Source organism: Fretibacter rubidus, from assembly GCF_041429785.1.
GTDB classification, from domain to species: Bacteria; Pseudomonadota; Alphaproteobacteria; order Caulobacterales; family Maricaulaceae; genus Fretibacter; species Fretibacter rubidus.
Genome location: NZ_CP163423.1, coordinates 948,020 through 968,659, shown reverse-complemented (window position 1 = coordinate 968,659; position 20,640 = coordinate 948,020). Strand labels below are relative to the sequence as shown.

The following is a 20,640-nucleotide window of genomic DNA, read 5'->3' as shown; positions in this document are numbered from 1 at the left end:
ACCAATATTTCATGCAAATCGGGGCATTTGTTCAGCATTGCGTGGGGTTTGTTGCGCTATAGACGGCCTATGAAAACACGACATATAACTTTTGCGGGCTTTGCCCTGACCGCTCTTGCGGGTTACGGCGTTGTCCTTGGCCAGACCGATTCTGCTGTGCCGCAATCCACAGCTAACTTGATAATGAATGAGCGTAACATGCCCACGCTAAATGCGCGTAATCTCGGCGAGCGTCGATATGACATCATCGCGCCCAGCGAAGATGCCCTGCAATTTCGTTTTGGGTTGAAAGGCTATGTCTTTGGCATCCGTATGATCAAGGCCAACTATACAGGCTATGTAGACCCTGATGACGTGACAGCTGAAACTGGCCGCTACGCCGCCTATGCCGACATCAAAACATCAGGCCTTGGCGCGCTTTTAAAAAAGCTAGAGATTTGGGCGGTCACCTCTGGTCGCTTTGATAAAGACGGCCTGCACCCTGATTTCCATGTGCAGCAAAATATGGACGGCAAAGAGCGCCGGGTTGAAATGAATTATGACACGGAGGCCAGCACCATTGACGTCAACATCATCCCAACACTCGGCAGCCAAGGCGTCCCGCCTGCCAGTCCAGAGGAACGGTTTTCAGCCGATGACACAATATCGGCGGTACTGAATTTGATGCTGCGCGGCGAGCGTATCGGCGGAGAGTTATGTGACGGGACTGTGCGCACATTTGATAGCAAGCAACATTACGGCCTGCGCATGGAACGCGACGGCACCAAGACTCGCAAATTTGGCAAAGACAATGTGCAGACCGTGCGCTGCAAAGTCTATTATGAGCCAATAAACGGTTTTGACCCCGAAGACCTGCCGAGTGACGAAGAAGGCTCCACCCCCGTGACGGTCTACTTTGTCCCCCGACCCGATCTAGGCCTCAATATCCCATTGCGATTCACCTATAAAATCAGCGCGATTAAGGCCGTCATAAAACTGGATGAGTGGGAGATTATTGCGCCTTAATAAAAGCAAATAAAAATTACCTTCACGCGGTTAAGAATCGATTTACGTATTACTAATAAGAAAAACTGAGCGCCTCCTTCCGCCAAGACGAAAGCGCTCAGAACTCAGGTTACTTACCTTTTGTTTTTCTCACCGTTTCAACGACGTGAGTCGTTTTATAACGCTAAGCCTGCTTGACTGTAGTAAATCGACCCGTCTTTGCAGACCGACCGATTTTTGTAGTCTTAGTAGCCATAGTTAACTCCATAGCTGTTCGGACATAAGGCATGCCCTGCCTGAGACACCCATTGCCTCGCCGTTAAAAGGCGCAAAACGAATCAGACTGAGTAACTATATGAAATAATTCAAAAATTACTAGCTTGTTCTTGATTTGTATCCACAGACGTTATTTATGGTTTCGCCCGCGTCAAATCTCGCATTGAACTTCATCCTCGCAGTGCTACACACACGCTATGGCATCCTCCGAAAATCTTAACCCTGCGCGTATTGCGGCTATTCTTGGTCCGACGAATACGGGGAAGACGCATTATGCGGTGGAACGGATGCTTGCGCGCGGGAGCGGGGTAATTGGCTTGCCGTTGCGGCTGTTGGCGCGTGAGGTTTATGACAAAATTTGCGCGATAAAGCCTGCCAATCAATGCGCACTGATTACTGGCGAAGAGAAAATCATTCCGCCCAATGCGCGCTATTTTGTTTGCACGGTGGAAGCCATGCCGATGGATAGGCGCTTCTCATTCCTCGCGGTCGATGAAATCCAATTGATGGGTAATTTCGAGCGCGGGCATATCTTCACTGATAGGCTTCTTAACGCGCGCGGCACAGAGGAGACATTATTCCTCGGCGCGGAAACGGCCCGTCCTATCATTCGAGAGCTTTTGCCCCGCGCGCAGCATGACACGCGGGAACGGTTTTCCACCCTGACATATGCGGGCGCGACGCGGATAACGCGCCTGCCCAAACGCTCTGTGATTGTCGCCTTTTCAGCCGCAGAGGTTTACGCTATTGCAGAGCTTATCCGCCGTCAACGCGGCGGCGCGGCGGTGGTTATGGGCGGCCTATCCCCGCGCACCCGCAATGCCCAAGCCGAACTTTATCAATCCGGCGAGGTTGATTTCCTGATAGCAACAGATGCGGTGGGTATGGGGCTGAATCTGGACACAGATCATGTCGCCTTTGCGTCCATCCGAAAATATGACGGGCGCAGACGGCGCATGCTAACGCCCATGGAACTGGGCCAAATTGCAGGCCGAGCGGGGCGGTTTCGTAATGAGGGCACATTTGGCACCACAGGCGACTGCCCAGAGCTTGACCCCGAGACCATAGAGCGGATTGAAAATCACGATTTTGATCCCATGACCCATGTCGAGTGGCGCAATTCAGCGCTTGATTTTCGCTCGATTAAAGCACTGGACGATAGCCTGCATATTGGCGGCAAACACCGCCGCCTGCGCCGCGTCAAAGGGGTCACAGACGAGCTAGCCTTTGAGCGCCTATCGGCCATCCCCGAAATCCAGCAGAGTATTAAAATCCCAGCGGATGTGCGGCGCCTGTGGGACGTTTGTCAAATCCCTGATTTTCGCAATGTCACCATCGATGCCCATGTCCGGTTGCTCCAAGACATCTATAGGCTTTTGCAAAATAACAAGCACCGCTTGCCCGATGATTATATGAATAAGCAGGTTAGCCGCCTTGACGACCCGTCCGGTGGGGTGGATATTTTGTCATCGCGCCTTGCGCAAATCCGCACTTGGACGTATTGCGCAAACAAAGTAAGCTGGATGTGGGATGCAAAGCATTGGAACGCCCGCACACGAGAGGTCGAAGACCGCCTGTCGGATGCATTACATGAAAGCTTAATCGCGCGTTTTGTCGATAGACGCACAAGCGCGCTATTAAAAAATATAGGATTGGGTAACCCCATGGAAACCAGCGTAAAAGATAACGGCGAAGTGTGGGTCGATGGCCACAAAATTGGCTATCTGGACGGGGTGGACTTCCGCCTTGATGACAGCGCCACAGACCTAGAAGCCAAAGCGTTACAAGCGACGGCTGCGGCCGCTGTTGGCCCTGAAATTGACCGCCGGCTGACCAGCCTTTGCGGGGGCACACATGCTATCTTTACGCTTGATGATACGGGCCGCATCATGTGGGGCGGCAAAGCCGTGGGCCGCATCGCCAGCAGCGGATCTGTGTTTAATCCTGATGCAGAATTAATTGGCGGCGCGCTGGGGAACCAGAACCTACAAAACCTCGCCGTGAACCGTATGCGTGATTTTCTTAAGGCTGAGGTAACGGCGAAGCTGGAACCGCTATTGAAATTAAAAGCCCTATCCGAGAGCCCAGAGGCCCTGCCCGCCACACGCGGCTTTGCGTTCTCTATGCTGGAAAACTTTGGTTACATTGACCGCGCCAAGCAAGGTCAGATTGTCCGTGATTTGGACCAGGACGCGCGTAAGCAACTCCGCGAAGTCGGCGTTTATTTCGGGCAATATACTGTTTTCATGCGCGATATGATTAAACCGAAGCCCGCGACATTGCTTTCCCTGCTGTTATCTTACGGCGCGGGTGGTGACAAAAAACCGTTTATCCCATTTGCAGGCGTGACGTCCATTCAAAACGAAGGCGAGTTATCGTCGACCCATTACACAGACCAAGCGCTGGCCGTGGCGGGATACCGGGCCTGCGGGACGCGGATTGTACGCTTTGATATTCTCGACCGCCTCGCCAACCTTATCCGTCAAGCCATGAGCGAAGCGGGGGGCCGCAAATTTGTGATTATGCAGGAAATGCTCGCGCTGCTCGGCAGTAGCTATGACGACACACGCGGTGTGCTGCAATCCTTAGGCTATAAGTCCGAGGAAGTGGAGGTTAAGCCCGAAGCAAAGGTGGAAGAGCCCGCGAAGGCAGAAGAACCAGAGAAGGTGGAAGACGCGGCAACAGAAGCCGCGACGACAGAAACACCAGCGCCCATAATTCCTGCATCTGAAAACCCTGCTGCGCCGACTGTGGCTGAAACGCCTGCAGCCGAAGCGCCAAAAGCTGACGCACCAGCCGTAGACGCCCCAAAGCCTGCCCCTAAGCCCAAATCAGGGCCTAAACCGCTATCACCCTATACACGCCGCGAAACGCTAGAGGACGGCACCCAAGTCGACCTACCCACGCAAGAGCTTTGGACGATGCCGTTTAAAAAACGTGGCGGCGGGCGTCCTGATAATAGAGGCAATGACAACCGTGCCTTCAAGGGCAAAGGTAAGCCAAAAGGTAATTTCAAAGGCAAACCGCGTGGTGATCGTAATAATACACCCCGCGATAATAAGCCTAAGGCCCCCAAAGAGCGTCCCCGTAAGATTGAGGACAGCCCCTTTGCCGCGCTGGCCGCTTTGAAAAATCTGAAAAAGGACTAAGCCTTACGTGGATCACGCGGATATTGACAGCCAACGCCTTGATATATTTTTGTACCGGACGCGGTTGATTAAGACACGCGCCTTGGCTGGGCGGTTAATATCCAAAGGAAAGGTTCGCATGACCCGCGCGCCCATCACCGAGGCCTCTGTCACGGAACGGATCAAAAAGCCCCATACATGCGTGCGGCCCGGTGACGGCATCAGTTTTATGCGCGGGCAGACGCTCGTGGATCTACAGATAAAGGCTATTCCTGACCGCCGCGGCCCCGCCGCTGAGGCCCGAAGTTGCTACAGCTTAAACCAAGCGCCGCAAATCAGCGCATATGCAGCGCCAAAGCTTGACAAATCACACCGCAAGCGTCACATCCCACCCGAGATTTAAGAGGGCCGAATGACCTATATTGTCAAAGATGAATGCGTAAAATGTAAGTTCATGGACTGCATCGAAGTCTGTCCCGTGGACTGCTTTTATGAGGGCGAGAACTTTCTCGTTATCCACCCGGACGAATGTATTGATTGCGGCGTGTGCGAACCCGAATGTCCCGTTGACGCCATTAAACCCGACACGGAAGATGACCCTGACGGCAAATGGCTGGCCATCAACTCTAAATATGCCGAGATTTGGCCCAATATTACCGTCAAAGGCGACCCGCCGCCAGACCGTGAGAAATACGAATCCGAGACAGGCAAGTTTGAAAAATACTTCTCTGAAAAGCCTGGAAAAGGCGATTAACCGTCTTTTTTCGTAGAAATTTAGGCTAAGTCTGTAAAAAGACAGGGGTTTTTTCGCCCCGCACTAGATTTTCTGTCATATTTGTGTTATGATAATATCAATTATTCGGCGTGGATAGCTCATCTTTCCACGCCGTTTTATTGTTTAGGAAGCGGACTTCATGGTCCGAGAAAACAAAAAGGCACCCCCATATGGCAACTGCACCCATTCAACGTGGTCGTTCAAACACGCGCCGCAAACCGGCAAAACCTGTAAATTTCAAAGTCAATCAGCACATCGTCTATCCCGCCCACGGCGTTGGCAAAGTCACAGCGATTGAAAAAGAAGTCATCGCAGAGATGGAAATCGAGCTTTATGTCGTCGCGTTTGAGCAAGAGAAAATGATCTTGCGCGTCCCAACCAATAAAGCAGCCCAGTCCGGCATGCGTCCGCTGTCTAATGAAAATGTCCTAAAAGACAGCTTCACGACCCTAAAAGGTCGCGCGCGCATCAAGCGCACAATGTGGTCACGCCGCGCGCAGGAATATGAAAGCAAGATCAATTCTGGCGACCTCGTGCTTGTATCCGAAGTCGTTCGCGACTTGCACCGCACAGACGCCCAACCCGAGCAAAGCTATTCAGAGCGTCAGCTTTATGAACAAGCCCTTGACCGTATGGTGCGCGAAGTGGCCGCTATTAAGAAAACCGACCGCGACGGCGCTATGGCCGATATTTTGGATACGCTAAACGCTGCACGCGCGAAAGCCGCAGCCAAAGCCGCTAAAGAAGCCGAAGCCGCGTCTGAGAATGATAACGACACGGACGAAGCCGCCGCGTAAACGGCGCTTCACATCCCAACTTACAGACGCCTCCCTCACTTGGGAGGCGTTTTTGTTTGGAGCGCCTTTTGCATGAACAGACCCCTTCCTTAAACACCGCCTCTGCCCTAAGCTTACTTTATGACCGACCCCAGAACCATACCCGCTAAGTCCCGCAAAACAGCCCATGACGAGAGCTTGACCACGCCGCGCGATAATTCGTCCAAGCTACTATCTTTTATTATGGACACGCCTCCGGATAATGGATCGGTGACCGAAGTCGCAGACGGCGTCTTCTGGCTACGCTTTCCGCTGCCGATGTCGGGGCTGAACCATATCAATTTATGGGCGATTAAAGACGGTGACGGCTGGGTGGTGGTCGATACAGGGGTCGGCAACCGCGATAGCAAAGATATTTGGGCCAAGCATTTTTCAGGCCTGATGGGCGGACGTCCCGTCAACCGTGTGATTGTTACCCATTTGCATCCTGACCATTCGGGCCTTGCGGGATGGATTACGCGCAAGTTCCAAGCGCCCCTATTAATGACACGCGGGGAGTATTTCCTCTGCCGTCTGATGGCCGCGGATACGGGCCAAGCGGCCCCGCGCGAAGGTCTGCGGTTTTACCGCAAAGCAGGTTACACCGAGCAGCAGCTAGAGCTTTATAAAATGCGCTTTGGCGGATTTGGCAAAGCCATTACCCCCATGCCGCACAGCTATGACCGTATTGAAGACGGCGACGTCATTAAAATCGGCGGGCGAGACTGGCGCGTTATTGTTGGCGCGGGTCATTCACCCGAACATGCCTGCCTGTGGTGTGAGGAATTATCTATTGTTCTATCAGGCGATCAGATCCTACCCAATATCAGCTCTAACGTCTCTGTCTGGCCGACAGAACCCGAAGCCAACCCCCTGGGCGATTGGATTGATAGCTGTGTGAAACTGCGCGGTATCTTGCCAGAGGACACCCTCTGTTGTCCGGCGCATGGTATTCCGTTTCGCGGGGTTCACCGCCGCTTATCAAAGCTGATTGATCATCACGAAAAAGCGCTGAGCCGACTTTATGATTATTGCCGCACGCCGATGTTATCAACCGAAGTGTATCCCGTCCTCTTTCGTCGTGCGATCAACGACGGCAACCGCATCATGGCCGTGGGCGAAAGCATTGCGCATTTAAACTGCTTAAAAGAACGCGGTATGATCACGCGGCGGCTTAATGATGCAGGGCAATTTACTTATAAATCCGTCCCACCGCATAAAATTCCGGGTTATAAAGCACCGTCAGAGTAGCTTAATTAGCGGCCTGAACTTTATCAGCTGCGCAAATATCTTTGCGCGTTACAGGTGAAAGAAAGCTATCGTCAATTTCACCATCCGCGCTTGGAATAACGTGACCCTTAGACCCCACCATAATAAAGGGCACTGAGGTTATAATGGTCGAGGGAACAGCTACACCGTCTTTTATGACAGGGTAGTATTTATATTGGCCGACCCTTTTTAGCGACTCTCTTTTGAACCGTTTGTGGCTACATGTGAGTGCCCTTGTGTCTGTGACTTTGCCATCGATATCGATATTGACGTTGATGCAACAATACCCACTCCGTTTAGCGCTATTAGGTGTTTTGGGCGGGATGCCTTTTTTAAATGTCGCGGGCCTATCTGCCATTATGGTTGGATTACCCTGCGCGTCTGGCGCTTGCGCTAAGCTTGCAGGCGCGATCAAAAACGCCGTTAGGAGCGTGATAAATACTGAACTCAGTTTCATAGCTCTATAATAATTTTTCATTGGACAAGCCTCACCCTTTAAAACGGACAGAGCGCCATGCCCGCATCGAGTGCGGCGCGCGTCATTCTACCGTCTGCGCTGGGCTTTAATACGCCTTGGTAGTCTTCTTTTTTGAATGTCACGTCAAAGCTGTGACCTTGCGACAGGCGGCGCACACCGCCGACTTTGGCGGGTGTAAATTCTGCCTCGCCTACACTTGTAATGGCCGCTGTACGAAACAAATCTTCGCTGCAATAGCTTGTCTTGATGCTAACCGCTTTACCTTGCGCGCTAATATCAAAATCGACGCAGCAATAGCCACTTTGTGTCGCCTCTGTCGGCATGACTGGCGACGGTGCGGACACAAGGCTGGGGTCAACGCTGTCTTGCTTAAGCTCGAAGTAATCCATCGTCGGCGGTGGTCCCGGCATGGTCTGCGCAGTGGCGGCACAGGCGGCGACACAGGCGGCGGTTAACAAAAAAGGCGTAAGGCAAAGAGTATAAGTCGGTCGTTTGATCATAAGATTGCATAAAACGACCTTGCATCTGTGTCTAGCGTGGCGCGCAGTATCACCCGTTTATGAACGGGATGTAAATGGACTGATGCTGAACACTCCCCATATGCGGTCATTGCTGGTCAAAACGCCAAACGCAGTCTAAGTAAGGGCAGCTATTATTTGGAGGAGAGACCCTATGGCGATGAATTTACTTGATATGATTATGAGCGCGCAAAACGGCGCCGCTGTGCAACAAGCCGCAGCCCAAACAGGCATGGCCCCTGACCAAGCACAAAGCGCGATTGCGGCACTTCTGCCTGCCATCTCTAGCGCGCTAAAGCAAAACACAAACAGCCCACAAGGTCTGGCGGGATTGCTGGGTGCTCTGCAAAACGGCAATCATCAGCAATATTTGGAACAACCCGAAGTCCTGGCTCGTCCCGAAGCTGTCCAAGACGGCAATGCGATTTTAGGACATCTATTTGGGTCAAAAGACGTCAGCCGCGCTGTGGCGGGCCGCGCATCAGAACAAACCGGGATTGATACAGGTATGCTCAAAAAGCTGCTCCCGCTTGTCGCGACTATGGCGATGGGAAGCTTGTCTAAGCAAACGGCAGCCCCGTCTATGCAAAGCCAGCTCGCGGGTCTGGCCATGCAACACCTAACGGGCGGTGCACCACAAGGTGGTCAAGGCGGTATCGGCGGGCTGCTCGGCGGACTTTTGGGCGGAGCGCGCAAGCAACAACGCGTGCAACAACAAGCCCAAGCCAGCCATCAGCAAGGCATGGGTATGATCGGCAAAATGCTAGACGCGGATGGCGACGGCTCCATGATGGATGATATCTTGCAAATGGCAATGAACAGCCGACGCTAAACCTCAATAAAATTGACATGAAAAAGCCCGCTCAGAGACATCTGAGCGGGCTTGTATTTAATCAAATTTTTATTAAATCACCGGGCCTTCATTTCGCAAAATTGCTTTCGCGCTAGTAGGCGTCGGCACCTCATCCGCCGCCGCATTGGCGATTTCCACGTCACGTTCCCACCTTTTAGTGAACATCCCAATGAGGAGGACCACAGCGCCGACACCAATCGCAAAGGTCGCAATGGTTGTGAATAGCGCGGGCATTTCCGAGACATTTTCCGGATCAAATCCACCAGCTAGAAGACCCGCGATGATATTGCCCATAGAATAGGTCAGGACGAATAAACCCATCATTTGGCCCAAGAAACGTGGTGGTGAAAGCTTACTAACAGCCGACAACGAGATTGGGCTGAGCGTTAACTCGCCCACTGTGTGCAAGAAATAAGTCATCACGAGCCAGAAGATCGCGACTTTGCCGTCAGCTGCCGCGTGAGCGGCGAAAATCATCACAACAAACCCCATGCCCATAATAATCAGACCTGCGCCCATTTTCAGGCCATAACCCGGCGTCATCATACGCTTACCGAGCCAAATCCAGAACATGGCAAAGAACGGCGTCAGCGTGATAATGAAGAACGGATTAACGTTTTGTAGCCATGTCGTTGGAATTTCAAAACCACCAATTGTGCGGTCTGTAAAGTCTTGACCGAACAGGTTCAGCGAGGATCCCGCCTGCTCAAACCCAGACCAGAAACAAGTCGATGCCACACAGACAAGCAGGAACGCCCACATGCCTTTTTTCTCAACAGGGGTCAGATTACCGCCCAAATAGACAGAAGCAAAATAAAGGAAGAAGATACCCACAAAGGTCACAGCCACCACTTTTGACATGGCAATCGGATCAAAGCTTAGCACGCCCATAAGCATCAACGCTGTGATAATTGTAAGGACAACCAAGAAGGCCGCCACAACCAACCAGCTTTTTGACATCGCACTAGCAGACAGCTTAGCCGCCGGTTCTGCGCCAGCCCCCACAAGGTTGTCGCGGGTCTTGTAGAAATAAATCAGGCCCAAAAACATACCCACGGCAGAGGCGCCAAAGGCCCAATGAATGCCGTTACTTTCATAAAGGTATCCACAGATCGTATAGCCAAGTAGCGAGCCGATATTAATCCCCATATAATAAAGGGCATAGCCACTATCGCGGCGTTTATCTTGAGACCCGTAGAGTTGCCCCACAACAGCAGAGATATTCGGTTTCAAAAGCCCCGTGCCCAAAACAACTAATATAAGTCCTATAAAGAATGTCTTAGAACTGGGGATGGCCAGCACAATGTGCCCACACATAATAATTATACCACCATACCAAATCGCTTTTTGGCTACCGATCATACGGTCAGCCATCCAGCCGCCGGGCAAGCCCATGAAATAGACCGACGCGGTATAAAGACCGTAAATCGCCACGGCGGTCGCTGTGCCAATAGCCAGGCCGCCTTCGGCAATGGCCGCCGTCATAAACAGGACCAAAAGGCCGCGCATGCCGTAATAACTCATCCGTTCCCACATCTCTGTCAGGAATAGAGTTTTTAAGCCAACGGGATGGCCAAAGAAGGCGGCATCGTCGACTTGACGTTGAGCTGGTGTTTTCATTGAAGTCCCCTAAATTTTATTTTCTTCGTTCTGCCTCTCTCCCAGCCTCTATTCAAGCGGTTTTTAGCGCAAGAGTGGGGATGGGGAATAAAATTCCATCTTTGACGTATTTTAGGGCGCAATATTGCGCGCCTGATGTAAATGCTGACGACGCTTTGGGAAGTCGGTATAAATGACGGAAACTTTACGGCGTTGGGGTGGTATTTTGCCGAAAACCCCGCTAGGGCAAATCCTCAATTGGGTTGGGGACAATGACGTTTATTCCATCATTTCATATGCGCACGCAGCGTCTGCTCTGCGGGGTCGCTTTACCACTGCTTTTGCTGGCGACACCCGCTTGGTCTGAGGACAGCAATGCGGTCGAGCGTAGCTTTGAGCCGTCCTATTTTGATGTGTTCCAACCCCAAAACGCGAGCGATATGGTCAGCCGTATTCCAGGCTTTAGCCTATCGGGCGGCAGCGGCGGAGAGCGCGGATTTGGTCAAGCGAATTTAAACATCCTGATTAATGGACGCAGACCCTCGTCTAAATCATCTGACGCCCGCGACATCTTAGGCCGCATCCCAGCGAATAATGTGCTGCGCATTTATATTAAAGACGGCGCATCTCTGGATATTCCGGGACTGTCTGGACAGGTCGCCGATATTATCACAGGCGGCTCAGGATTGTCTGGCTCATGGGAATATGCCGCGCGGTTTGAGCAGGGCACGCAACCACAACTGCTGGACGGTGAAATATCGCTCAGCGGATCACGCGGCAATTTATCGTATGTCGCGAGCTTAAATAGTGGCCAGTTCCTATTCACCGAGGACGGGGTTGAGACATTCGCGGATGCTAATGGCGTGGTGTTTGAAGACCGTTTGGAAGACATTGATTTTCACGAAACCAAGCCTGGCGTTGATTTAAACCTAACCTATACGCCTGATAGCGGACACATCGCCAACCTTAACCTCGCGCTGACATATGGTAATTGGAACCAGCGCGTCTCTGAGGTTTTTACCGCTCTCACCCCGCGCGGCAGGACGGGGCAATCGATTTTCCAAGGCGGCGAGGACGAGCTGGAATATGAGATTAGCGGAGATTACGCCCTGCCCCTGAACGTGCCAACACTCGGCAATGGCACCTTAAAACTCATTGGGCTCCACCGGTTTGAAAATAGCAAAAATGGCGATAATTTTGCCGAACTTATTGACGGGCAGACCCCGACACGGTCCATCTTTAACCGCGACACGGATGAAGGCGAATATATTGGCCGCGCAGAATATAGCTTTGCGCCCGCGACCGATCACGATTTACAAGTCTCCATCGAAGGAGCGTTTAATTATCTTGACCGCGAAAACCGTTTTGAAGACACCACCACGCCGCTTGAGACTGACCGTACGCGGGTCGAGGAAAAACGGGCCGAGGGTAACCTCACCCATAGTTGGACGATAAACCCAAAGCTAAACTTACAGACATCCATTGGGGCGGAATATTCGCAGCTTAACGTCACCACTGACCCCTCGCCTGCGCGTAGCTTCGTGCGGCCCAAGGGCTTTGTCGCGGCCAGCTATACGCTATCGCCGACCTATGCCCTGCGCGCGAAAGTCGAGCGCGACGTGGGCCAACTTGACTTTGGCGACTTTGTCGATGGCGTCAGCCTGACTGAGGATATTATAACGTCAGGCAATAACGAGATTGTGCCAACACAGTTTTGGAACGCAGAGATTGAGCTAGACCGCCAAGACAGTGCCGTTATCTCTGGCACATTACGCGCCTTTGCCCGCTTCATTGAAGATCCCATTGATCGCATCCGCTTTAATGACGGCTCCGAAGGGCCAGGAAATTTAGACAGTGCGTTTGAATATGGGGTCGAGGCCAATGCCACATGGCTGCTTGATAGCTACGGCCTGAGCGGCATGCGTATTGAGGCCGAAGGCAGCCTTGCCGATAGCGAAATTGACGACCCGCTCTCTGGGCTAGCGAGACGCATTAATGATACGGAAATCTGGAGTTGGGAGCTGAATTACCGCTGGGATATTGCGAACACCCCTTACGCCATTGGCGGGGAGTTAGAACAACGCCGCGAGAGCCCGTTTCTGCGCCTTGACCAAACCTTTGACGGCCGCCGTGACCGCCCGTCCAGCTTTGCCTTTATCGAGCATAAAGATTTTTACGGCTTTCAACTCACATTGCTTATGCAAAATGTCCTGAAAGAACGTATTATTCGCCCGCGCGTCATTTTCGAGACGGACCGCCTAGGCCCCATTGCAGAGATCCAAGATTTTGACCGCCGCCGTGGCCGCCGCATCAGTATTCAAATTTCAGATACGTTTTAGCGCCTATCAAAAAATCTAGTAAATACAGTCTGTATAAGCACGCGTAATATCGCCGTCCCACGCGCCATTATACGAATCGATAAGGCGGTCAGCATTGGATTTTCCCGTGCGCGCGAATTGATCAAGCTCCTGTAAGAACACAGTCTCGCTCTCACCGTGATGGTTTAGCTTCCCCCGTGCCTTTAGGCCTTCGCGCGATATGGCCAGCGCCGCCACAGCGACCTCGCGCAGGGTCTTGCCGCGAAACGGTGTTTGAAGTCCCATTTTCGCGACATTCATACGCTGATCATGACGTTCTTCTTCGGTCCAATCCTTGACCAAATCCCACGCCGTATCCAGCGCAGATTGATCATATAATAGCCCGACCCAAAAGGCAGGCAGCGCACATAACTCGCCCCATGGCCCAGTGTCTGCACCGCGCATTTCTAGGAATTGCTTGAGGCGCACTTCTGGGAAAATCGTAGACAGGTGATCATCAAAATCAGAAATTGTTGGTAATTCGCCAGGCACGACATCAAGTTTACCGTCCAGGAAATCGCGGAATGATTTACCCGAGGCGTCGAGATAGGTGCCGTTTCGGTAGACAAAATACATCGGCACATCCAGCGCATAATCGACATATTGCTCAAACCCGAACCCCTCCTCAAACGCAAAGGGTAACATGCCCGTACGGTCAGCGTCCGTGTCGAGCCATATACGAGAGCGAAAGGATTTATGACCGTTCAGCACACCGTCGGTAAAAGGTGAGTTGGCAAACAACGCTGTCGCGACGGGTTGCAGCGCAAGGCTGACCCGCATCTTTTTGACCATGTCAGATTCAGATCCGAAATCCAGATTGGTTTGCACTGTGCAGGTACGAAACATCATTTCCAAGCCGTGCGTGCCGACTTTGGGCATATAGGCCTTCATGATATTATAGCGCCCTTTGGGCATCATCGGCACGTCTTCAAGTTTGGTATCAGGACGAAAGCCAAGCGACAGAAAGCCTGCGCCAATCTCGTCCGCGACCTCTTTGACTTCCCGCAGGTGAATATTGACCTCTCGGCATGTTTGGTGGACGTGTTCTAGCGGCGCGCCTGATAGCTCTAATTGCCCGCCGGGTTCTAGCGACACGGAGGCGCCGTCACGTTTTAGCGCGATAACATTGCCGCCCTCGACGACAGGTTCCCAATCGAAACGCTGCAACCCCGTCAGCATCGCGTGGATGCTGCGGTCTCCAAAGTAAGGCAAAGGTTTTAGCGTGTCCTTGCAAAAGCCGATTTTTTCGTGCTCTGTCCCGATACGCCACTCAGATTTAGGCTTAGAGCCGCTCGACAGCCGCTCTATCATTTGGGCCTTTGATGTTATGAGGGGCGAATTACCAGATGCAGCGGGAGCAGCCATGAGCAGTCTCTTTTATTACGTTTGAATTATGCTCTAACCAACCCCGCGCCAATCGACAAGTCACGGTTTTGCGATAGGGCTATGCAATTTTGAAAATGGCAAGATTTGTTGGCTTAGCCCCCAATATCTGGCTCACCCGGCCAGACGACTAATCTGTGGTGAAGCTCGTCTTCATCGACTTGCGTCTCTGACACCACCGCGTCTTGCACGCTCATGCCGACCTCATGAATTGTCTCGCGCGAGCCCGACACAAGATGGTGATAATCAGGCAAGTCTTTGCCCTCAGATATGAGGCGGTAGGCGCAAGTGCGCGGCATCCAATGAAGTTTATCGACATTATCTGGTGTGAGCGTTACGCAATCAGGCACTTTTTTGGAGCGGTTCGGGTAATCCGTGCATTGGCATGTCCCCGCGTCAAACAGCTTGCAGACCACATCTGTGATGTAAATATCGGCAGTATCCTCGTCCTCTAACCTGATGCAGCAACATTTTCCGCAGCCATCACAGAGGTCTTCCCACTCTTTACGGCTCATTTCTGCCATATTTTTGGTTTTCCAATAGGGTTGGGCTGGCATATCATTTGTAACGTCGGTCATAAGCGCTTACTAGATGAGCAATTCAAATTGGGCTACCATTTAAATCATGCAAACATATCGTGCAGACATAGATGCGGTGAATGACAACCGAACACGCAATCGAGGCAAGCTGTTTATCACGATTGTCTTGATTCTGGCCGCTCTTGGTGCCTTTGGTTATGTGCAAGCCCGCGCCTATCTCTTTGATGGCCTGCCGTCCCTGCCCGATAAAACAACGATGTGGGAGTTAAACCTACAGCCCAATACGACACTGCTGGATAAAAATGGCAATGTGTTGGGCCACCGCGGGCCGCATGTCGGGCGCCCGCTCAAGCTGTCTGAAATGCCCAATCACCTACCGCAAGCCTTTCTCGCGATTGAGGACGAGCGGTTCTACCAACATGCAGGCATTGACCGCCGTGCGATATTGCGGGCCTTTTTCGAAAATCAAAAGTCTGGTCGCACTGCGCAGGGCGGCTCAACGCTCACGCAACAGCTTGTCAAAAATATGGTATTGACTCCTGAGAAGACCTACCGCCGTAAGTTCCAAGAAGCTTGGCTGGCTTATGAAATGGAAACGGTCCTATCCAAACCAGAGATTTTAGAGCTTTATCTGAACCGCGTGGATTTGGGTAACCGCACCTTTGGCGTAGAGGCGGCAGCGCAGCGATATTTCGGCAAATCAGCGACAGAGGTCACGCGATCAGAGGCCGCCATGCTGGCAGGTCTACCCCAAGCGCCGTCGCGTTATAACCCAGCAAAGAACTTTGACGGCGCGTGGAGCCGCGCCAAGCTTGTGCTCCGCCGTATGCTGGCCAATACGATGATCACACCCTCAGAACTGGCCGAAGCCGAGACTAATCCCCCCGTCATCATATCAGAGCCCAAAGACGCGATAGAGCCCGCCATCATTGGGCATTTATTTGACTATATCCAAGAGCAAGCCCAGGGGCTTGTTGGGTCAGAGGTCAAAGACCTCATCGTGCGCACAACAATAGACCCAAAGCTTCAACAATTGGCTCACGATAGTGTCGAGGGCATCTTGTCCACGACAGGCGAGAAACGCAAAGTCAGCGAAGGCGCGCTCGTCACTTTGGACAATCAAACAGGCGCCGTGCGCGCTATGGTTGGTGGACGCGATTACACCGCATCAAAATTTAATCGCGCTGTTCAGGCCGAACGCCAGCCTGGCTCGTCATTCAAAGCCTTTGTTTACGCAACCGCCCTAGAAGAAGGCTTCACCCCCGCGACTGTGCGTATTGACCAACCGACAGAGATTGCAGGCTGGAAGCCAGAGAATTACACCCGTCGTTACCGTGGCCCGATGACCATTCGTGAGGCCCTAAAGCTCTCAATCAATACCGTTGCCGCTCAAGTTGGCGCGGAAATCGGCCCGCCCCGTATTGTGGATTTGGCCAAGCGATTTGGCATTACGACAAATTTGCGCACGACCTATTCCATCTCTCTGGGGGCATCAGAAGTCACGCTGCTGGATTTATCGCAAGCGTTCATGGTGTTCTCTAACGATGGTGTACGAAAGCCGCCCTACCTCATTGAGAGCGTCTCAAACTCGGCCAATGAGGTGCTTTACACGCGCAAGGCCCTCGCCCCGACACGGGTCTATGCAGAGAGCTATGCCCGTCAAATGACCGAAATGCTGTCTGATGTTGTGCAAACAGGCACAGGCCACGGCGCAAAGCTAGGTAAGCGCGCGGCAGGCGGTAAAACAGGCACGACACAAGATTACCGCGACGCGTGGTTTGTGGGCTTTACCGCGCAATACACAACGGGTGTCTGGATGGGTAATGATGATAATTCATCGACATCGCGCGTCACAGGCGGGCTGCTGCCCGTCGATGCGTGGAAAGACTTCATGCTAGCCGCGCATAAGGGTTTGCCGCTGGAGCCCCTTAACGCCCCACAGAGTTTTGAAGACGATGAAAAGCGCCGCAAAATTTCCGCCTTTTATAGCGGTCTGGCCGAAGCTTTGATTACAGAACGAAATCTCGCCGCTGGTATTACCCAGCCCCGCGCAAACGTGATGCCGGTCACAGTCGATGGGCTGAATTAGCGCTATAGCGACAACATGGTTATTTCATAACCAATTCTTAACTGGCACATTAACCTTTCAGTAGGGATTGTCGGGGCATCACAGACGGAGTTATTATCATGTTCAGGTTTATCATGCGCGCCGTCCTTTTTGGCTTTATCCTTGCCGCCACCTTTACGACCAGCTTTGCGGTTGACCGCTATACTGATGCGCCCGTTATTATCCGCGATGGTGACGGCACGTATAAAACTGTGACAGTTAATTCAGCCAAAGAATGTTCCGCTATTTGCCAGTCAGAACCGCTATGTCGTGGGGCGGTGACTTATCAAGCTGACATTACCAAACCCGAAGCGGAATGCCGTCTTAATGACGGGCTATCTGAAACATCCCCCTTTAAGGTCACGCCGCCGGAAGAATTATCTCTGGATATAGCCGTGGCGGATTTGAACGCCTACCGCGCCGAATACGGTCTTGGCCCTGTGACACTCAATACGAAATTGATTCAAGCCTCCGATGTGCATGCGCAGGATCTAGCCATTCACGGCAATGCCGCCCATGAGGGGTCTGACGGCTCTACTCATTCTGACCGTATTCAGCGCCAAGGCTATTATTTTACTGTCGCAGGCGAAAATGTCGCCACAGGCCAAAAAAGCTGGGATAAAGTTTTTAAGGCTTGGCAGGATAGCCCGGGCCATAACGAAAATCTTCTGCTTGCGGATGCGACAGAATTTGGCATCGCGTTGGTCTATGAACCGACCACGACTTATCTCACATATTGGACGATGTTGATGGCGGCTCCCATGCCAAATTTCTCCCATCTCGAAGAAGCCATGACAGTCGAACAAATGCAATTATTGCAAGCGCAGCCCTAGCTCTGCCCATCTGCCGTTTATGGTTAACGAAACGCTAAGAGATTCGCGTCATTCTAAGACATGATTCGTTTTAGGAGTGCCCCATGAGCCGCCAAAAAAATTTCCTGACATCAACTTTGCTTAGCCTTGCTGGGTTTTCTATCATTGCGGTGCCAACGGCTTTTGCCGCTGATCCTGGCACATATCGTCCGGGCATGGCCTATGACAGCATCACGGCAGCCAGCGCCGATTTATGCGACGCACAATGTTCGGGTGACGCGCAGTGCCGCGGATGGAACTTTGTAAAGGTCAACCCCCAAGCCCCTATCGGGGTTTGCGAATTTAACGCCCAAGCCGCCGCCCCCGTGCCAAGCCGCTATAGTGTGAGCGGCGAAAACAACAGCGCCATTCGGTCCGCCACAATCATTCCGGGGCGCAGCAATACAGTGCGCGTCGGAAATATGAGCCCAGCAACTGTAACGCCGCCAAAAATAACGCAACCCACGCCCACACGCCGTGTCGTTCGCGAAGCGGTACCACAGAAGACCGCAGCCCAAACCGTCGCTCACAGACGGCCCGCCCCCCGCGGGGTAACGCCAGAGGCGATGCAAAACCTATCGTTGACCGAGCAACAAAACCTACAGCGGCAGCAGGGTCAACGCCCAGACACTCAAATGCAGCGTCCCCAAATGCAGCGCCCGCAAGGTCAGACACAAGGTTCTCAATTTCGCCATGACCTTGGGAATGGTCAGCCGATAACGGCCCCGCAACAAGCCCCGCGTCAAGTGATGCGCCCAAGCCCAGCGCCGCGCTATAATGGACCGCAAAACATACCGAACCAAATGAGCGGCGATCCCCGCCTGCAACAGCGCCTGATGCAGCAACGCCAAATCCAGCAACGTCAAATGCCACAAAGCCAGATGCAGCCGCAGGCCCGCCCTCAAGGACAGCTCCAACAGCAGCCTGCGATTGACCCGCGACTATCCGCGACAGGCCAAGCTGTACCGCCCGGTGTGCCCAGCTATCGCCCGCAGGCAATGCCGCAACAACAAGCACAGCACCAGCAAGTCCAACGCCAGCCAGTCCAACGCCAACCAATGCAGCGCCCATCTGTTAATATCCCTTCAGAGATGGCACCGCAGCGCCCAATGACAGCCGCGCAGGCGCAACAAAGCCTTTTTGGGTCGTTACATGATGATGTGAAAATTCCGCGCCCGATTGACCCTGTAGCGGTCGCCCGTAATCCAGACGCCCCTATTCCGACTGTGTCCAATGTGCCAGTGGCACCTGTTCAAATGCAACCGATGCGGCAACCCGTTCGTGAGGCCCCTGATACAACGGGTCTTGCCGGTGCCGCGACACGTTAAATCTATGCGGCAGGTTTGCTAAATTTGGTCTTGAGTCTGATAAAATAGGCCATAATCGCCTTGGACGAAAGGCGGAACCAGCCAAACATCACAAAGACCATAAAGGCTGCAATCATACCCGTTAGCATCGCTGTGCTAATTGTGGCCGCATCAAACCGTGCGAGCATCAGCGTGTTTGCACCGCCCGCCACCGCCGTAATCATAGCGAGAAATAACCATAGCCCCGTCCAGTAAAAACTCACCAAAGCGTTTTTCATCCGAAACCGTGTTGCAGGAAATACAAAGATAGAGGCGACCGCTACTGTGATTAAAAACATGATAGCCGTGGGCAAAACGATATTTAGCATGGTGTATCAAGTCCTAACAGTGGCACGGTGCTCGCCTCTGTCTTCGCAAGCTTTGTGCCGCTTTAGCGGTAACTGCGAAATTTCCTCAAAGAGAGCAAAATTACGCGCTTCATGCTTTAAAAATGTCGCTTGACCGTGTAGCGTTTGCTCCAACTGAAACCCGCCTGTTCGCGACCGAGTATATTGGCCTGACAGCGCAGCGAGACACAGCATGACTGATACAGACATCACACCAGAAAAACCCGCAACGCTAAAAAAGCCTGTGCGCGCCTTTGTAAAAAAGAATGGCAAAAAGCTCGTGCGTAAAATTGCGAAAATTCAGTCATCCCAATCGGCTGTGCCTGATACACCGAAAATCCCGAATGAGTATTTTCCTTACATTCAACCTCTTGTCGATGAGTGGGAGACCCTACAAGCTGAGGCGCGCGACGTTTTAAAGTTCCGTGAGGCTATACCGGGCTTCCAAGATATTTCACCCGACCAATACCGCTTGGCCAAAGGGCAAAACTGGAAAACTTTTATTATCTATGGGTTTGGGCAAAAACTGGAAACTAACGCTAAACTCACCCCGCGCACGGCGGAATTACTGGCGGGAATTCCCAATTTGCAAACAGCCATGCTGTCTATCTTGGCCCCTGGTTATCATATTCCCGCACATAAAGGCGTGACCAAAGGGATTTTGCGCAGTCACATTGGTCTGATTATTCCCAAGGATTACGAGAAATGCCGCATCCGCGTCGATGATACCATCACGCCCTGGCGCGAGGGCGAGATTTTCGTCTTTGATGATACTTATGAGCATGAGGTATGGAACGAGACGGACGAAGAGCGCGTGATATTGCTCTTTGATTTTGACCGTCCGATGAAATTTTGGGGGCGGTTCCTCAATAAAACCTTCCTCAATATCATGAAAATGACGGCCTTTTACAAAGACCCTAAAAAGAACCTTGCCACCGCCGAAGACCGCTTAGAAGCTGCTATTCGCGCGAATAACGAAGCGCTAGAAGCCATGAGCGACCCAGCGGGGAGTTAA

Annotated in this window: 18 protein-coding genes and 1 pseudogene; 13 read left to right on the top strand and 6 right to left on the bottom strand. The window is 52.4% G+C overall.

The annotated features are described in order from the left end of the window. Positions 1 to 69: 69 nt before the first annotated feature. The 7 genes and pseudogenes from AB6B37_RS04580 (at position 70) to AB6B37_RS04550 (ending at position 7,229) form a co-directional block, all read left to right on the top strand. Positions 70 to 1,005 carry a hypothetical protein gene (locus tag AB6B37_RS04580; RefSeq protein WP_371397720.1) on the top strand — a complete coding sequence of 312 codons (936 nt, stop codon included), beginning with the start codon at positions 70 to 72 and terminating at the stop codon, positions 1,003 to 1,005. Between the two features lie 452 nt (positions 1,006 to 1,457). Continuing rightward, a complete protein-coding gene (locus AB6B37_RS04575; protein WP_371397719.1) occupies positions 1,458 to 4,409 on the top strand; it encodes a helicase-related protein in 2,952 nt (983 codons plus the stop codon). Between the two features lie 7 nt (positions 4,410 to 4,416). Then, positions 4,417 to 4,515 (top strand): annotated as a pseudogene (locus tag AB6B37_RS04570) (hypothetical protein); the annotation flags it as partial. 12 nt (positions 4,516 to 4,527) lie between these two features. After that, positions 4,528 to 4,791, top strand: a complete 264-nt coding sequence (locus AB6B37_RS04565) for a hypothetical protein (protein WP_371398486.1) — start codon at positions 4,528 to 4,530, stop codon at positions 4,789 to 4,791. Positions 4,792 to 4,800: 9 nt separating this feature from the next. Next, a complete protein-coding gene (gene fdxA, locus AB6B37_RS04560) occupies positions 4,801 to 5,142 on the top strand; it encodes a ferredoxin FdxA (RefSeq protein ID WP_371397718.1) in 342 nt (113 codons plus the stop codon). Between the two features lie 191 nt (positions 5,143 to 5,333). After that, the gene (locus AB6B37_RS04555) at positions 5,334 to 5,960 is read left to right on the top strand and encodes a CarD family transcriptional regulator (protein ID WP_371397717.1); all 627 of its coding nucleotides are present in this window, start codon (positions 5,334 to 5,336) and stop codon (positions 5,958 to 5,960) included. Positions 5,961 to 6,080: 120 nt separating this feature from the next. Continuing rightward, positions 6,081 to 7,229, top strand: coding sequence for an MBL fold metallo-hydrolase (locus tag AB6B37_RS04550; RefSeq protein WP_371397716.1), 1,149 nt, complete (start codon positions 6,081 to 6,083; stop codon positions 7,227 to 7,229). Position 7,230: 1 nt separating this feature from the next. On the opposite strand, the gene AB6B37_RS04545 is transcribed toward AB6B37_RS04550, so the two are convergent. Together AB6B37_RS04545 and AB6B37_RS04540 are read right to left on the bottom strand one after the other, a co-directional pair. Beyond that, entirely contained in the window at positions 7,231 to 7,704 is a 474-nt protein-coding gene (locus AB6B37_RS04545; RefSeq protein ID WP_371397715.1) for an energy transducer TonB, read from the bottom strand. A 38-nt stretch (positions 7,705 to 7,742) separates the two neighbouring features. Continuing rightward, positions 7,743 to 8,225 (bottom strand): energy transducer TonB, encoded by a 483-nt coding sequence (locus AB6B37_RS04540; protein WP_371397714.1) that lies wholly within the window; start codon positions 8,223 to 8,225, stop codon positions 7,743 to 7,745. Between the two features lie 172 nt (positions 8,226 to 8,397). Between AB6B37_RS04540 and AB6B37_RS04535 the strand changes: the two genes are divergently transcribed. Beyond that, positions 8,398 to 9,075, top strand: coding sequence for a DUF937 domain-containing protein (locus AB6B37_RS04535; protein ID WP_371397713.1), 678 nt, complete (start codon positions 8,398 to 8,400; stop codon positions 9,073 to 9,075). A 72-nt stretch (positions 9,076 to 9,147) separates the two neighbouring features. On the opposite strand, the gene AB6B37_RS04530 is transcribed toward AB6B37_RS04535, so the two are convergent. Next, positions 9,148 to 10,716, bottom strand: coding sequence for a peptide MFS transporter (locus tag AB6B37_RS04530; protein WP_371397712.1), 1,569 nt, complete (start codon positions 10,714 to 10,716; stop codon positions 9,148 to 9,150). A gap of 251 nt (positions 10,717 to 10,967) precedes the next feature. Here AB6B37_RS04530 and AB6B37_RS04525 point away from each other — a divergent pair, with 251 nt between their 5' ends. Then, a complete protein-coding gene (locus AB6B37_RS04525) occupies positions 10,968 to 13,034 on the top strand; it encodes a TonB-dependent receptor plug domain-containing protein (protein ID WP_371397711.1) in 2,067 nt (688 codons plus the stop codon). 15 nt (positions 13,035 to 13,049) lie between these two features. Here AB6B37_RS04525 and AB6B37_RS04520 read toward each other — a convergent pair whose 3' ends face one another. After that, complete coding sequence (locus AB6B37_RS04520) at positions 13,050 to 14,417, bottom strand: glutamate--cysteine ligase (protein ID WP_371397710.1); 1,368 nt, start codon at positions 14,415 to 14,417, stop codon at positions 13,050 to 13,052. A gap of 113 nt (positions 14,418 to 14,530) precedes the next feature. Further along, on the bottom strand, positions 14,531 to 15,013 hold the full coding sequence (locus tag AB6B37_RS04515) for a YcgN family cysteine cluster protein (RefSeq protein WP_371397709.1): 483 nt from the start codon (positions 15,011 to 15,013) through the stop codon (positions 14,531 to 14,533). A 46-nt stretch (positions 15,014 to 15,059) separates the two neighbouring features. On the opposite strand from AB6B37_RS04515, the gene AB6B37_RS04510 reads away from it, so the two are divergent. The 3 genes from AB6B37_RS04510 (at position 15,060) to AB6B37_RS04500 (ending at position 19,260) form a co-directional block, all read left to right on the top strand. Beyond that, positions 15,060 to 17,063: a transglycosylase domain-containing protein gene (locus AB6B37_RS04510; protein ID WP_371397708.1), complete on the top strand. Its 2,004-nt coding sequence runs from the start codon at positions 15,060 to 15,062 to the stop codon at positions 17,061 to 17,063. A 98-nt stretch (positions 17,064 to 17,161) separates the two neighbouring features. Continuing rightward, on the top strand, positions 17,162 to 17,914 hold the full coding sequence (locus AB6B37_RS04505; RefSeq protein ID WP_371397707.1) for a CAP domain-containing protein: 753 nt from the start codon (positions 17,162 to 17,164) through the stop codon (positions 17,912 to 17,914). 83 nt (positions 17,915 to 17,997) lie between these two features. After that, the gene (locus AB6B37_RS04500) at positions 17,998 to 19,260 is read left to right on the top strand and encodes a hypothetical protein (RefSeq protein ID WP_371397706.1); all 1,263 of its coding nucleotides are present in this window, start codon (positions 17,998 to 18,000) and stop codon (positions 19,258 to 19,260) included. A 2-nt stretch (positions 19,261 to 19,262) separates the two neighbouring features. Here the strand turns inward: AB6B37_RS04500 and AB6B37_RS04495 are convergent, their stop codons facing one another. Continuing rightward, the gene (locus tag AB6B37_RS04495) at positions 19,263 to 19,607 is read right to left on the bottom strand and encodes a hypothetical protein (protein ID WP_371397705.1); all 345 of its coding nucleotides are present in this window, start codon (positions 19,605 to 19,607) and stop codon (positions 19,263 to 19,265) included. Positions 19,608 to 19,818: 211 nt separating this feature from the next. On the opposite strand from AB6B37_RS04495, the gene AB6B37_RS04490 reads away from it, so the two are divergent. Then, positions 19,819 to 20,640, top strand: a complete 822-nt coding sequence (locus tag AB6B37_RS04490) for an aspartyl/asparaginyl beta-hydroxylase domain-containing protein (protein WP_371397704.1) — start codon at positions 19,819 to 19,821, stop codon at positions 20,638 to 20,640.